The sequence below is a fragment of the Citrobacter sp. C13 genome (assembly GCF_014596815.2).
Classification (GTDB): domain Bacteria; phylum Pseudomonadota; class Gammaproteobacteria; order Enterobacterales; family Enterobacteriaceae; genus Citrobacter; species Citrobacter portucalensis.
The window spans coordinates 3210900-3225406 of the sequence record NZ_CP115024.1; the positions used below are offsets into that span (position 1 = coordinate 3210900).

The 14507-nt window shown below is 53.6% G+C and carries 11 protein-coding genes; 6 read left to right on the forward strand and 5 right to left on the reverse strand.

The genetic code is table 11. The annotated features are described in order from the left end of the window. Window positions 1–17: 17 nt before the first annotated feature. From gsiA to IB222_RS15510, 3 genes are all read right to left on the reverse strand, one after another. The gene (gene gsiA / locus IB222_RS15500) at window positions 18–1889 is read right to left on the reverse strand and encodes a glutathione ABC transporter ATP-binding protein GsiA (protein ID WP_149384174.1); all 1872 of its coding nucleotides are present in this window, start codon (window positions 1887–1889) and stop codon (window positions 18–20) included. Then, window positions 1876–2841 carry a beta-aspartyl-peptidase gene (gene iaaA, locus IB222_RS15505; protein WP_003836974.1) on the reverse strand — a complete coding sequence of 322 codons (966 nt, stop codon included), beginning with the start codon at window positions 2839–2841 and terminating at the stop codon, window positions 1876–1878. The genes gsiA and iaaA overlap by 14 nt, the downstream gene beginning before the upstream one ends. Before the next feature lie 191 nt (window positions 2842–3032). Continuing rightward, window positions 3033–3821, reverse strand: coding sequence for an aminoglycoside adenylyltransferase family protein (locus tag IB222_RS15510; RefSeq protein ID WP_148362193.1), 789 nt, complete (start codon window positions 3819–3821; stop codon window positions 3033–3035). A 174-nt stretch (window positions 3822–3995) separates the two neighbouring features. Here IB222_RS15510 and moeA point away from each other — a divergent pair, with 174 nt between their 5' ends. Then, a complete protein-coding gene (gene moeA, locus IB222_RS15515; protein WP_148362194.1) occupies window positions 3996–5231 on the forward strand; it encodes a molybdopterin molybdotransferase MoeA in 1236 nt (411 codons plus the stop codon). Continuing rightward, window positions 5231–5980 carry a molybdopterin-synthase adenylyltransferase MoeB gene (gene moeB, locus IB222_RS15520; RefSeq protein ID WP_003831603.1) on the forward strand — a complete coding sequence of 250 codons (750 nt, stop codon included), beginning with the start codon at window positions 5231–5233 and terminating at the stop codon, window positions 5978–5980. The genes moeA and moeB overlap by 1 nt, the downstream gene beginning before the upstream one ends. An 86-nt stretch (window positions 5981–6066) precedes the next feature. Here the strand turns inward: moeB and fsa are convergent, their stop codons facing one another. Beyond that, on the reverse strand, window positions 6067–6729 hold the full coding sequence (gene fsa, locus IB222_RS15525) for a fructose-6-phosphate aldolase (protein WP_003836983.1): 663 nt from the start codon (window positions 6727–6729) through the stop codon (window positions 6067–6069). A gap of 132 nt (window positions 6730–6861) precedes the next feature. Here fsa and IB222_RS15530 point away from each other — a divergent pair, with 132 nt between their 5' ends. The 4 genes from IB222_RS15530 (at window position 6862) to IB222_RS15545 (ending at window position 12654) form a co-directional block, all read left to right on the forward strand. After that, window positions 6862–7761 (forward strand): glycyl-radical enzyme activating protein, encoded by a 900-nt coding sequence (locus IB222_RS15530; protein WP_149384173.1) that lies wholly within the window; start codon window positions 6862–6864, stop codon window positions 7759–7761. 5 nt (window positions 7762–7766) lie between these two features. Continuing rightward, a complete protein-coding gene (locus IB222_RS15535; RefSeq protein WP_003831600.1) occupies window positions 7767–10199 on the forward strand; it encodes a glycyl radical protein in 2433 nt (810 codons plus the stop codon). 224 nt (window positions 10200–10423) lie between these two features. Next, window positions 10424–11239: a Cof-type HAD-IIB family hydrolase gene (locus IB222_RS15540; protein WP_126318719.1), complete on the forward strand. Its 816-nt coding sequence runs from the start codon at window positions 10424–10426 to the stop codon at window positions 11237–11239. A 152-nt stretch (window positions 11240–11391) separates the two neighbouring features. Further along, window positions 11392–12654 carry a DUF1479 domain-containing protein gene (locus IB222_RS15545; RefSeq protein ID WP_149384172.1) on the forward strand — a complete coding sequence of 421 codons (1263 nt, stop codon included), beginning with the start codon at window positions 11392–11394 and terminating at the stop codon, window positions 12652–12654. A 78-nt stretch (window positions 12655–12732) separates the two neighbouring features. On the opposite strand, the gene IB222_RS15550 is transcribed toward IB222_RS15545, so the two are convergent. Beyond that, window positions 12733–14325 carry an ABC-F family ATPase gene (locus IB222_RS15550; RefSeq protein ID WP_032934551.1) on the reverse strand — a complete coding sequence of 531 codons (1593 nt, stop codon included), beginning with the start codon at window positions 14323–14325 and terminating at the stop codon, window positions 12733–12735. Window positions 14326–14507: the final 182 nt, after the last annotated feature.

Below are 14507 nucleotides of genomic sequence, written 5' to 3' on the forward strand. Positions count from 1 at the left end.
TAAACCCTGCCTGCCTGTTATAAACGCGAAAGCGCATTTTCTGGTTGCCCACGCGCAACATAATGCCCCGGACCAACTAACTGGAGCGAAACGGGGGAAATCTCTTCGCCACGTTTGCGAATATTGCTGGGGATATCGTCCGACAACAGCACGCGCTGGGGACGGTGATGAGATGGATCGGCGACCGGAACTGCCGCCATCAGCTTGCGAGTGTACGGATGTTGCGGATTTTCAAACACCGCCCGCCGGGTGCCTATCTCAACGATCTGCCCCAGATACATCACCGCCACACGGTGACTGATCCGTTCCACTACCGCCATATCGTGGGAAATAAACAGATATGCGATACCCAATTCTCGCTGCAGGTCGAGCATCAGGTTGATGATTTGCCCACGAATTGAAACATCCAGCGCCGAGACAGATTCATCGGCAATAATCACTTTGGGATTGAGCGCCAATGCCCGTGCAATACAGATACGCTGACGCTGACCGCCGGAAAACTCATGCGGATAGCGCCAGGCATGCTCAGGTAGCAAGCCTACACGTTCCAACAACCATGCAACCCGTTTTGACCCCGCATCGCCCTGCAATAATCCATGTACCCGTAGCGGCTCCAGAATGGAATATCCCACAGTCTGGCGCGGATCGAGCGAGGCATACGGATCCTGGAAGATAAACTGAATATCCCGACGCAGCGGCTGCAACTTGCTGGCAGCAAGGGTATCAATACGCTGTCCGTTGAAAATGATTTCCCCACGCTGAGACTCAACCAGGCGCAGCAGCGCCCGCCCGGTGGTGGATTTCCCGCAGCCTGACTCCCCCACCAGCGAGAGCGTTTCTCCCGGCCACAGGTCAAAACTGACGTTTTCCACTGCATGCACCTCGCGAGTCACGCGATTTAGAATGCCGCTGCGCAGAGGAAAACGCGTCACCAAATTTCGTACCCGCAGAATAGGCTCGCCTTCAACCACGGTGTCCTGCTCGGTCTGCGGTTCTACATGACTGGGATCCTGCAATGAAATAAGCGGGAAACGGCGCGGAAGCTCATGCCCGTTCATAGCCCCAAGCTGTGGCACGGCGGCCAGCAGCGCTTTGGTATAAGGATGCTGGGGAGCGTGAAAAATCTGCTCAACGCTGCCGGTTTCTACCGCCTCGCCCTGATACATCACCAGCACGCGGTCGGCAATATCCGCCACAACGCCCATATCGTGGGTAATGAAGATCACTCCCATCGACATATCCTGCTGCAACACTTTTATCAGTTGCAGGATCTGCGCCTGAATGGTGACATCCAGCGCGGTCGTCGGCTCATCGGCGATTAAAACCGCAGGGCGACACGACAGTGCCATGGCGATCATCACCCGCTGGCGCATACCGCCGGAAAGCTGGTGTGGATATCGCGATAAAATCGCCTTCGCCTCGGGGATACGCACCTGATCGAGCATTCGCTTCGCTTCTACCATCGCCTCTTCATGGCTGGCGCCCTGGTGCAAGCGTATAGACTCGGCAATCTGCTCGCCCACGGTAAACACCGGATTGAGCGATGTCATAGGCTCCTGGAAGATCATCGCGATATCCGCACCGCGCACGTGACGCATTTGTGATGCGCTCTGTTCACCCAGCTCAATAACCTGTCGGTTACGGCGTCGTAGCAGCATTTCATCGCAGCTCACCTCGCCGCCGGCCTGTTCAATCAGACGCATCAGCGACAAGGCTGTTACCGATTTTCCTGAACCGGATTCGCCCACGATCGCCAGCGTTTCGCCACGCTTCAGGCGAAATGTCAGATTACGCACTGCGCTGACACGCTGCTGCTCCTGTTCAAAGGCAATATTCAGATTGTTGACTGCCAGCACGTCGCTGGCATCAAGCTCATCACTGTGTGGCAACGCTATCTCCTTTTTCCCGATAAATACCGGTGGTTGGCGTATCGCCTGCGTATCCCCAGGCGCGGTACATGCCTTCGCTATTAAACGGCAAGGCGACATTGCCCTCATGATCGATAGCAATTAAACCGCCGCTGCCACCGAGCGCCGGTAATTTTTCCATTACTACGCGTTCACACGCCTCCGATAAACTCAGGCCGCCGTAATCCATCAACGCCGCAATGTCATAGGCCGCCAGCGCACGAATAAAGACTTCCCCGGTTCCGGTGCAGGAGACTGCCACACTTGCGTTATTGGCATAACAGCCTGCGCCGACCAACGGACTGTCACCCACCCGCCCCGGTAATTTGTTGGTCATTCCACCGGTCGATGTTGCGGCCGCCAGATTGCCAAACATATCTAACGCGACCGCCCCCACGGTACCCATTTTGTTGTTTTCATCCAGCGGGCTCGCGCTATGGTCCAGCACCGTTTCACCCGCGGTTCGCGCCGCCAGCAGTTGAGCATAGCGTTCTGGCGTAGAGAAAATATCCGCTGATACGCGTTCCATACCCTGCGCAATGGCAAAGTTCTCAGCCCCTTCACCTATCATCATGACGTGTGGGCTATGTTCCATTACCAGGCGCGCCGCGAGAATCGGATTGCGTAAATGGCTGACTCCGGCGACGGCTCCCGCATTAAGCGTGTTACCGTCCATCACGCAGGCATCCAGTTCATGGGTTTCATCACGGGTATATACCGCGCCAATTCCGGCATTAAACAACGGACACTCTTCCAGTAAGCGCACGGCTTCGGTCACCACATCCAGTGCGCTACGACCGTCCTCTAGCATCCGCTGGCCGGTTTCAACGATATCCGACAGCGCCTGAATATAACGCAACTCTTGCTCCTGACTCAGCTGCGAACGGGTGATAGCCCCTGCGCCGCCGTGAATTGCAATGACTGCTTTACCCATTTTTTTCGTCCATTAGGTGGCAGGTACCGGGGTTATAAATATCAGAATTTCTGTGACTTATTGATTCGATTTTTGAATATAGAAAGATGCAGACGTCATGTAAAGGTAAAGGCCCGTACCTCACGCCCCATCCCATCAGGTTATTTAAATGAGTTAAACAGAAAGTGTATCTTCCAACATCGTTGAATATATTATTCAAGCCGATCGGCAATCTGTTTTTTTGCATAAAACACAAAGCGTTCAACAGACGGCATAGACGCAGTCCAGTTCTTTTTGGTTAACCCCAGGTATTCCGCACGTGCGGCTTGCAGCGTATCCGCATACTCATCGGGTAATTGCGGTATAAGCCAGGAGGCGGCTTCATCTTTAGCGACAATATTGCCCGTAACTACGCTGTACCAAATACGCGCCAGAGTAAGGATGATATTTCGCTCGTCACCCTCTAAATCGCCCGGTTTCTGCCACATATCAAGGATATGCCGAAATGTTTGCACGACATCGCTAAAAGGGATGACGTTGAATAACGTCTCAGCGGGTTCACCGAACAACGCTACGCTGGCGCGCCGGGCCTGGGTCAGCAGAATGGAAAGATCAGGATCCAGCTGTGTCGGTTCAACAATTCCCGCGCGAATATCGTCACGCAACCATTCGCCAAATTGCATTTCTCTTAACGGAGGGAATCGCCACGGCACAAGTTGTGAATAGACCACGATGGTCACTTCCAGCGCCCGATAGTTATCAACGCTGCCAGGCGGTGCTGATATTTCCAGAAAACCCTGCATCAGATCTTTTCTTTGCCGGGTATTCAGTGGCTGCCTAATGGTAACCAGTAAATCGATATCGCTTTGGGGCTTTAAGCCACCTTCAACAGCAGAGCCATACAAATGAACAGCAACCAGGTCGCCCTCGATAATCCGCGCAATCAGTGCACTGGCGGCATTCACCTGTTGTCGAATTGAATTTGGGATAATCGCAGCCATTTAGCCTCCTGGAAAAAAGCAGAAATAATGAGTCTATACTGCATTTTTCCTGTAGCGCTATTCTCTGGCAGAAAACCTGTCTCAGATCGGATCCTAAGCCTGAGGTAGCATACTGTCCGCGTCCATTTTCTGACATAATGAGCAGATTCGATTTTGCCCCGCAGGAGTCTTCTCATGGAATTTACCGCCGGACTGATGCCGCTTGAAACGGCTCTCTCTCAGATGCTTTCGCGTATTACCCCACTCACCGCCGTCGAAACGCTGCCGCTGGTTCAATGCTTTGGCCGCATTCTGGCCACCGACGTCATCTCCCCGATTGATGTGCCGGGATTCGATAACTCGGCAATGGATGGCTATGCGGTGCGATTAGCCGATTTACAATCAGACCAGCCTCTTGCGGTGGCTGGCAAAGCCTTTGCTGGTCAACCATTCCACGGCGAGTGGCCTGCGGGAACCTGCATCCGCATTATGACCGGTGCCCCGGTGCCTGCCGGTTGTGAAGCGGTGGTGATGCAGGAGCAAACGGAACAAACTGACGACGGTGTACGTTTTACCGCCGAGGTCCGCAGCGGACAAAATATTCGTCTGCGCGGTGAAGATATCGCAAACGGCGCGGTGGTATTCCCCACCGGAACTCGTCTGACAACCGCCGAGCTTCCGGTTCTGGCCTCACTCGGCATTGCCGAAGTACCGGTCGTTCGCAAAGTTCGCGTGGCGTTGTTCTCCACCGGTGATGAGCTGCAACTGCCGGGTCAACCGCTGGGCGACGGGCAGATTTATGACACAAACCGTCTGACCGTTCACCTGATGCTGCAGCAGTTGGGCTGCGAAGTGATCAACTTAGGAATTATTCGCGACGATCCCAACGCGCTGCGAGCCGCATTTATCGAAGCCGACAGCCAGGCCGACGTCGTCATCAGCTCTGGCGGCGTTTCGGTAGGCGAAGCGGATTACACCAAAACCATTCTGGAAGAGCTGGGAGAAATTGCCTTCTGGAAGCTGGCCATCAAACCGGGTAAACCGTTCGCGTTTGGTAAACTGAGCAACAGCTGGTTTTGCGGCCTGCCGGGTAACCCGGTGTCTGCAGCCCTCACCTTTTATCAGCTGGTGCAACCGCTGCTGGCGAAACTCAGCGGAAACACCGCCTGTGGGTTACCTCCGCACCAGCGCGTGCGCACCGCCTCACGCCTGAAGAAAACGCCAGGGCGTCTGGATTTTCAACGTGGTGTATTGCAGCGTACCGCGGAAGGCGAACTGGAAGTCACCACCACCGGACACCAGGGCTCGCATATTTTTAGCTCCTTTAGCCAGGGCAACTGCTTTATCGTGCTGGAGCGCGATCGCGGTAACGTTGAGGCCGGAGAATGGGTTGAGGTCGAGCCGTTTAACGCACTGTTTGGAGGCCTGTAATGGCAGAACTCAGCGACCAGGAGATGATGCGCTATAACCGGCAAATCATTCTGCGCGGCTTCGATTTCGAAGGTCAGGAAGCGCTCAAAGATGCGCGGGTACTGGTCGTTGGTCTGGGGGGGCTGGGATGCGCAGCAACCCAGTACCTTGCGGGCGCTGGCGTCGGGCATTTAACCCTGCTCGACTTTGACACGGTCTCAGTGTCAAACCTCCAACGCCAGACGCTGCACAGCGATGCGACCGTTGGACAGCCCAAAGTGCTCTCCGCCCGCGACGCACTGGCGCGGATTAACCCTTACATCGCCATTACGCCAGTGAATGCGCTGCTGGAAGAAAACCAGATTCACGCGCTGATCGCCGAGCACGATTTGGTGCTGGACTGTACGGATAACGTCAGCATCCGCAATCAGCTTAATGCCGGATGCTTCGCCGCCAGGGTTCCGTTGGTTTCTGGGGCGGCAATTCGCATGGAAGGACAAATTACCGTCTTTACGTATCAGGAAGGAGAGCCATGCTACCGTTGCCTGAGTCGTCTGTTCGGTGAAAACGCCCTGACCTGCGTCGAGGCAGGAGTGATGGCCCCGCTGATCGGCGTGATTGGCTCGTTACAGGCGATGGAGGCCATTAAGTTGCTGGCAAACTATGGTAAACCGGCGTCTGGAAAAATCGTCATGTACGACGCCATGACCTGCCAGTTTCGCGAAATGAAGCTAATGCGCAACCCGGGGTGTGAGGTTTGCGGGCAGTAAAAAAGTCGGGTGACGGCTTCGCCTTACCCGACCTACAACGGCTCCAACGTAGGCCGGGTAAGCGTTAGCGCCATCCGGTAACAGCATCAGATCGACGTGCGTCCAAATGCGCTCTGCCAGTCATGCTCAAACTTCGCGACGGCAGCATCAACTGCCGGAGAGCTAATCATCTGCTGAGCAACATCCAGCGGTAGCGTGATGGACTCGCAGCCCGCCAGCAGACAATCCAGCGCCTGACGCGGCGTTTTAAAACTGGCTGCCAGTACTTTGGCGTGCGGGGCATGCATTTTCAGTAACGTCTGCAGGTCGGTCACCGTCTGAATGCCATCCCCTCCTTGCGCATCCACGCGGTTAACGTAGGGCGCAACGTATTCCGCACCCGCCAGAGCAGCTAATAACCCTTGAGCTGCACCGTATACCGCAGTACCCAACGTCGGGATCCCTTCTTCTTTGAGCAATTTTATAGCAGCCAGACCTTCTGCTGTCACTGGCACTTTGACCACGATATCAGCAATGATTGCCCGCAGCTTACGCGCATCGCTGACCATCCCTTCGGCGGTGGTCGCCATCACCTGAGCAAACAGACGGCCTTGCCCTCCCATCGCTTCCTGCAGTTGCGGCAGTAGTACTTCCAGCGTCTGATTCCCTGCCGCCACAATGCTCGGGTTAGTGGTCACCCCAGCCAGCGGGAAAATGCGCGCCAGAGCTTTTACCGCATCAACATCAGACGTATCTAAATAGAGTTCCATAACCTTTCCTCAAACGAATAATTAGCATGAATAAAAGGTAGCACGGCGAAACCTCACGGTTAGTTGACGCATGTCAATATAACTTTCATTCGAAAGTAATTTAATCTTTATACGAAAGAAATGAGGCCGCTTATGATTTTCAATATCCAGCGCTATTCCACACATGATGGTCCCGGTATTCGTACCGTGGTGTTCCTTAAGGGATGCTCCCTGGGCTGTCGGTGGTGCCAGAATCCGGAAAGCCGCGCCCGCACGCAGGACCTGCTTTATGACGCGCGTTTGTGCCTTGACGGTTGCGATCTCTGTGCTCAGGCTGCACCCGCGGTGATTGAACGGGCGCTGGGCGGATTACTTATTCATCGCGAAAAACTGACCGATGACGTCCTCGCAGCGCTGACCGACTGCTGTCCGACTCAGGCGTTAACCGTCTGTGGAGAGGTAAAAAGCGTGGACGACATCATGGCGACCGTATTGCGTGATAAACCGTTTTACGATCGCAGCGGAGGGGGCCTCACCCTGTCCGGCGGCGAACCGTTTATGCAGCCAGAGCTGGCGGCAGCGTTACTCAAGGCCAGCCACGACGCCGGCATTCATACCGCAGTGGAAACCTGTCTGCATGTCCCGTGGAAGTATATTGAACCATCATTACCTGACTTCGATCTATTTCTGGCCGATCTAAAACACGTGGCGGATGCGCCGTTTAAACAATGGACCGATGGCAGCGCCTCTCGCGTACTGGAAAATCTAAAAAAACTGGCCGCCGCCGGTAAAAAAATGATTATCCGCGTGCCGCTGATTCAGGGATTCAACGCAGACGAAGCTGCTATTCAGGCCATTACCGATTTTGCCGCCGATGAGCTTCACGTCGGTGAGATCCATTTCTTGCCCTACCACACCCTGGGCATCAACAAATACCACTTACTCAGTCAACCCTACAACGCACCGGATAAACCGCTTGATGCGCCAGCACTGCTCGAATTTGCCCAGCAGTACGCCAGCCTTAAAGGTTTAACCGCGACCCTACGAGGATAATCGCCATGACCACTCTGAAACTGGACACACTCAGCGACCGTATCAAAGCGCATAAAACGGCCCTGATCCACATCGTGAAACCACCGGTTTGTACCGAGCGCGCCCAGCACTATACCGAGATGTATCAGCAACACCTGGATAAGCCTATCCCGGTACGTCGCGCACTGGCACTAGCCCATCATCTGGCGGAACGCACCATCTGGATCAAACATGACGAACTGATCATTGGTAACCAGGCAAGCGAAGTGCGTGCCGCGCCTATTTTCCCGGAATACACCGTCTCCTGGATTGAAAAAGAGATCGACGACCTCGCCGACAGACCGGGTGCAGGATTTGCGGTAAGCGAAGAGAACAAACGTGTATTGCATGAGGTGTGCCCATGGTGGCGTGGTCAAACCGTGCAGGATCGCTGCTACGGGATGTTCACTGATGAGCAGAAAGGGCTGCTGGAAACCGGCATTATCAAAGCCGAAGGTAACATGACCTCCGGCGACGCGCACCTGGCGGTAAACTTCCCGCTGCTGCTGGAAAAAGGTCTCGACGGCCTGCGTCACAAAGTCGATGAACGTCGCTCCCGCATCAATCTGACATGTCTGGAAGACCTCCATGGCGATCAGTTCCTGAAAGCGATAGATATCGTGCTGGAGGCCGTCAGCCTGCACATTGAGCGCTTTGCCGCGCTGGCACGTAAAATGGCATCCACAGAAACTCGCGCCAGTCGTCGAGATGAACTGCTGACCATGGCGGAAAACTGTGATGTTATCGCCCATGAGCCGCCAAAAACATTCTGGCAGGCGCTGCAGCTGTGCTATTTCATCCAGTTGATCCTGCAAATTGAATCTAACGGTCACTCGGTGTCGTTTGGTCGTATGGATCAATACCTCTACCCATTCTATCGTCGCGACGTCGAACTGAACCAGAGCCTTGATCGTGAGCACGCTATTGAACTGTTGCACAGCTGCTGGTTAAAACTGCTGGAAGTGAACAAAATCCGTTCCGGCTCCCATTCGAAAGCCTCGGCGGGCAGTCCGCTGTATCAGAACGTGACCATTGGTGGTCAAAACCTGGTCAACGGTCAGCCGATGGATGCCGTCAACCCGCTCTCCTACGCCATTCTGGAGTCCTGCGGCCGCCTGCGTTCTACGCAGCCAAACCTGAGCGTGCGTTATCACGCGGGGATGAGTAATGACTTCCTCGATGCCTGCGTGCAGGTGATCCGCTGCGGCTTCGGGATGCCCGCCTTTAACAACGATGAAATCGTCATACCGGAATTCATTAAGCTGGGCATTGAACCGCAGGACGCCTATGACTATGCGGCTATTGGATGTATCGAAACTGCTGTTGGCGGGAAATGGGGCTATCGTTGCACCGGCATGAGCTTTATTAACTTTGCCCGCGTGATGCTGGCGGCACTGGAAGGTGGGCGCGATGCCACCAGTGGCAAAGTCTTTCTGCCACAGGAAAAAGCGCTCTCAGCCGGTAACTTCAACAATTTCGACGAAGTGATGGACGCCTGGGATACACAGATCCGCTACTACACGCGTAAATCCATCGAAATTGAGTATGTCGTCGATACCATGCTGGAAGAGAACGTGCACGATATTCTGTGCTCCGCGCTGGTAGACGACTGCATTGAGCGGGCGAAAAGCATTAAGCAAGGCGGCGCGAAGTATGACTGGGTATCGGGTTTGCAGGTGGGTATTGCCAACCTCGGTAACAGCCTGGCTGCAGTGAAGAAACTGGTCTTTGAACAGGGCGCTATCGGTCAACAACAGCTGGCCGCCGCGCTGGCCGATGATTTTGACGGTCTGACCCATGAGCAGTTACGCCAACGACTGATCAACGGCGCGCCGAAATACGGTAACGATGACGATAGCGTTGATACGCTGCTGGCCCGCGCTTATCAGACCTATATCGATGAACTGAAACAGTATCATAATCCGCGTTACGGACGTGGCCCGGTTGGCGGCAATTACTACGCCGGGACCTCGTCTATTTCTGCAAACGTGCCTTTTGGCGCAGCAACGATGGCAACGCCGGATGGCCGTAAAGCACACACTCCACTGGCAGAAGGCGCCAGTCCGGCTTCCGGTACGGACCATCTCGGCCCAACGGCGGTAATTGGTTCGGTGGGTAAACTGCCGACCGGTTCGATTCTTGGCGGCGTGCTGTTAAATCAGAAGCTCAACCCGGCCACGCTGGAAAATGAATCCGATAAGCAAAAGCTGATGATCCTGCTGCGCACCTTCTTCGAAGAGCACAAAGGCTGGCATATTCAGTACAACATTGTCTCCCGTGAAACGCTGCTGGAAGCCAAAAAACACCCGGATCAATATCGTGACCTGGTGGTCCGTGTAGCAGGTTATTCCGCCTTCTTCACTGCGCTTTCTCCGGATGCGCAAGACGACATCATCGCGCGTACTGAACATATGCTGTAAACAATATTGTCGGCCGGATGAGATTCCGCACCACCATCCGGCACGCTACCCTCCCCATTGCCGGATGCGCTGACGCTTATCCGGCCTACAACGATTCTCCCCGTAGCCGGGTAAGGCGAAGCTACCACCCGGCTTTTTACTTTCATTCGAAATTAAATTTGTGCTACAGGTCACATTGTTATTAGAATGTTTCTGGTTGCAGTAATCGCCAGGAGCATATCTTTATGACCATCAAAGTTATCGTCACCGATATGGACGGAACTTTTCTCGACGACGCCAAGAAATACGATCGTGCACGTTTTATGGCGCAGTATCAGGAACTAAAAAAACGAAATATTGAATTTGTCGTGGCCAGCGGCAACCAGTATTACCAGTTGATCTCCTTTTTCCCGGAGCTCAAAGAGGAAATTTCCTTTGTCGCCGAGAACGGGGCGTTAGTTTTTGAACATGGCAAACAGCTATTTCACGGCGAGCTAACCCGCCACGAGTCCCGTATTGTCATTGGTGAACTGCTAAAAGATAAGCAGCTCAACTTTGTGGCTTGTGGGCTGCAAAGCGCTTACGTTAGCGAAAATGCGCCGGAGTCCTTTGTCGCATTGATGTCAAAACACTACCATCGCCTGAAACCTGTAAAAGATTATCAGGATATCGACGATGTACTGTTCAAGTTCTCGCTAAATTTACCGGACCAACAAATCCCATTGGTTATCGATCACCTGCATGCTGCGCTGGACGGCATCATGAAGCCCGTCACCAGCGGCTTCGGGTTTATCGATCTGATCATTCCGGGCTTACATAAAGCCAACGGGATCAGCCGCCTGCTTAAACGCTGGAACCTGTCACCGCAAAACGTAGTCGCCATTGGCGATAGCGGCAACGACGCGGAAATGCTGAAAATGGCGCACTACTCTTTCGCCATGGCCAACGCGGCAGAGAGTATTAAAGCGATTGCTCGCTATCAGACCGACGACAACAACCATCAGGGCGCGCTGAACGTAATTCAGGCAGTGCTGGATAACACCTCCCCTTTTAACGTCTAATCCTGCCAACCGGGGTATCCCTCATCCCGGTTTTCACTCTTTTTCCATTTTGCTCACTCCATCAAGTTTTAAACTTGCGTTAACTAAACTTTAACTTATATTATCATCTGTAAGTTATTTTTGTTTCGAATGAAAGTTAATGCGAGGTGGATATGGCTTTTACTTTTACCAGCGACACGCTGCCCGCCGATCACAAAGCGGCAATCCGGCAGATGAAACGGCAACTGCGGGCACAGCTTGGGGATGTTCAGTTGATCTTCAATCAGTTGAGCGACGCTATCGCCGCCCGCGTGGCAGAAATCAACGCCCTCAAAGCACAGGGAGCCCCGGTGTGGCCAGTGATATCTTATGCAGATATCAAAGCTGGCCACGTAAATGCAGAGCAGCGTGAAGAAATTAAGCGTCGCGGATGCGCGGTTATTAAAGGTCATTTCCCTCGCGAACAGGCTCTCGGCTGGGACAGCTCAATGCTGGACTATCTGGACCGCAACCACTTTGACGACGTCTATAAAGGACCAGGCGATAATTTCTTCGGTACCCTGAGCGCATCACGACCTGAAATCTACCCCATCTACTGGTCCCAGGCGCAGATGCAGGCCCGCCAGAGTGAAGAAATGGCCAATGCACAGTCGTTTCTCAATCGTTTGTGGACCTTTACAAGCGAAGGTAAACAATGGTTTAACCCGGATGTCAGCGTTATTTACCCTGACCGCATTCGCCGTCGACCGCCGGGAACCACGTCCAAAGGGCTGGGCGCGCATACGGATTCCGGCGCGCTGGAACGCTGGCTTCTTCCGGCATATCAGCAGGTCTTTGCTCATGTATTCAATGGCAATCTGGAAGATTACGATCCGTGGCAGGCGGCGCATCGCACCGAGGTAGAAGAGTACACGGTGGATAACACCACCAAATGTTCGGTATTCCGTACCTTCCAGGGCTGGACTGCACTGTCCGATATGCTGCCAGGTCAGGGATTGTTGCATGTGGTCCCGATCCCTGAAGCGATGGCGTATGTACTGTTACGCCCATTGCTTGACGATGTGCCAGAAGATGAACTTTGCGGCGTCGCGCCCGGCCGGGTGCTGCCGATTTCCACGCAATGGCATCCGCTGCTGATTGAAGCGTTAACCAGCATTCCACAACTGGACGCCGGAGACTCCGTCTGGTGGCATTGTGATGTGATTCACTCCGTCGCACCGGTGGAAAATCAGCAGGGTTGGGGTAACGTGATGTACATTCCTGCCGCACCGATGTGCGAAAAGAATCTGGCCTACGCCCACAAAGTGAAGGTCGCACTGGAAAAGGGTACGTCGCCGGGTGATTTTCCACGGGAGGATTATGAAACTAACTGGGAAGGACGCTTCACGCTGGAGGATTTGAATATCCACGGTAAACGCGCGCTGGGGATTGTTTAATTTTATATACCCTTATCCCTAAGTATCCCGTGTTACAGGTGCAACCATCACACCTGTAACACGAGAACGACGGGATAATTATTCGACGCCTTTGCTACGCAGGTAATCTTCGTAGTTACCGGTGAAGTCAATTACACGTTCTGGCGTAATTTCAATCACGCGGGTTGCCAGCGAGCTGACGAACTCACGGTCGTGAGAAACGAAGATCAGCGTGCCCTGGTACATTTCCAGCGCCATGTTCAGCGACTCGATAGATTCCATATCCAGGTGGTTGGTCGGTTCATCCATAACCAGGATATTCGGTTTCTGCATCATCAGTTTACCGAACAGCATGCGTCCTTTTTCACCACCGGAGAGCACTTTCGCAGGTTTCTTGATATCGTCCTGGCTGAACAGCAGACGACCAAGGAAGCTACGTACTACCTGCTCATCATCGCCTTCTTGTTTCCACTGACTCATCCATTCGAAAACAGTCAGATCGTTTTCGAACTCGTATTCATGATCCTGGGCGTAGTAACCGACCTGGGCGTTTTCAGACCACTTAACGGTACCGTTGTCCGGCTGCAAATCGCCAACCAACGTTTTCAGCATGGTGGATTTACCCACGCCGTTGGCACCAATAATGGCAACCTTCTCCCCTACTTCCAGCAGCAGGTTGAAGTTTTTAAACAGCGGACCTTCATCAAAACCTTTCGCCAGCGCTTCGACTTCCAGCGCGTTACGGAACAGTTTCTTATCCTGTTCGAAGCGGATGAACGGGTTCTGACGGCTGGACGCTTTCACTTCGTCGAGCTTAATCTTATCAATCTGACGCGCACGAGAAGTCGCCTGTCGAGATTTAGATGCGTTGGCGCTAAAGCGGCTGACGAAGGATTGCAGATCGGCAATCTGTGCTTTCTTCTTGGCGTTATCGGCCAGCAGACGTTCACGCGCCTGGGTTGCCGCCGTCATGTATTCGTCGTAGTTACCCGGATAAACACGCAGTTCGCCGTAGTCCAGATCCGCCATGTGCGTACAGACCATGTTCAGGAAGTGACGGTCGTGCGAAATGATGATCATGGTGCTGTCACGCTCGTTCAGCGTCTGCTCCAGCCAGCGGATAGTGTCGATATCCAGGTTGTTCGTTGGTTCGTCGAGCAGCAGAATGTCCGGGTTAGAGAACAGCGCCTGCGCCAGAAGCACACGCAGCTTCCAGCCGGGCGCGACTTCGCTCATCGGGCCGTAATGCTGTTCTACCGGAATGCCTACGCCCAGCAGCAGTTCACCCGCACGCGCTTCCGCAGAGTAGCCGTCCATTTCGCCATACTGAACTTCGAGGTCAGCCACTTTATAGCCGTCTTCTTCGCTCATCTCGGCCAGGCCGTAGATACGGTCGCGTTCCTGCTTCACTTCCCACAGTTCAGCATGACCCATAATAACGGTGTCAAGCACGGTGAACTCTTCAAAGGCGAACTGATCCTGACGCAGCTTACCGATGCGCTCGTTCGGATCGAGTGAAACGTTACCCAGCGTCGGTTCGAGGTCGCCGCCGAGAATTTTCATAAAGGTGGATTTACCGCTACCGTTCGCGCCAATCAGGCCGTAACGATTGCCGCCGCCAAACTTGACGGAAATATTTTCAAACAGCGGCTTACTGCCGAACTGCATAGTGACGTTGCTGGAAACTAACACAGGCGTATCCTGAAAGAGAAAGAAATATGTGACAAACCGCTTATTATGCCATAAGTCTGCAATAAGATCGCGCCGTTCATGCTGCACAGATAAAGTGAAAGCAAAAGGAAAAAAATGTGATTTAGTACACATCCGAATTCCTTGTTGCTCAGAATGCACATATAATGCGTGCCCAACACTAC

Bases quoted from the DNA above. Each gene is read 5' to 3' on its own strand.
- iaaA (WP_003836974.1), bottom strand. From the start codon at position 2,841: ATGGGTAAAGCAGTCATTGCAATTCACGGCGGCGCAGGGGCTATCACC.
- IB222_RS15510 (WP_148362193.1), bottom strand. From the start codon at position 3,821: ATGGCTGCGATTATCCCAAATTCAATTCGACAACAGGTGAATGCCGCC.
- moeA (WP_148362194.1), top strand. From the start codon at position 3,996: ATGGAATTTACCGCCGGACTGATGCCGCTTGAAACGGCTCTCTCTCAG.
- moeB (WP_003831603.1), top strand. From the start codon at position 5,231: ATGGCAGAACTCAGCGACCAGGAGATGATGCGCTATAACCGGCAAATC.
- fsa (WP_003836983.1), bottom strand. From the start codon at position 6,729: ATGGAACTCTATTTAGATACGTCTGATGTTGATGCGGTAAAAGCTCTG.
- IB222_RS15530 (WP_149384173.1), top strand. From the start codon at position 6,862: ATGATTTTCAATATCCAGCGCTATTCCACACATGATGGTCCCGGTATT.
- IB222_RS15535 (WP_003831600.1), top strand. From the start codon at position 7,767: ATGACCACTCTGAAACTGGACACACTCAGCGACCGTATCAAAGCGCAT.
- IB222_RS15540 (WP_126318719.1), top strand. From the start codon at position 10,424: ATGACCATCAAAGTTATCGTCACCGATATGGACGGAACTTTTCTCGAC.
- IB222_RS15545 (WP_149384172.1), top strand. From the start codon at position 11,392: ATGGCTTTTACTTTTACCAGCGACACGCTGCCCGCCGATCACAAAGCG.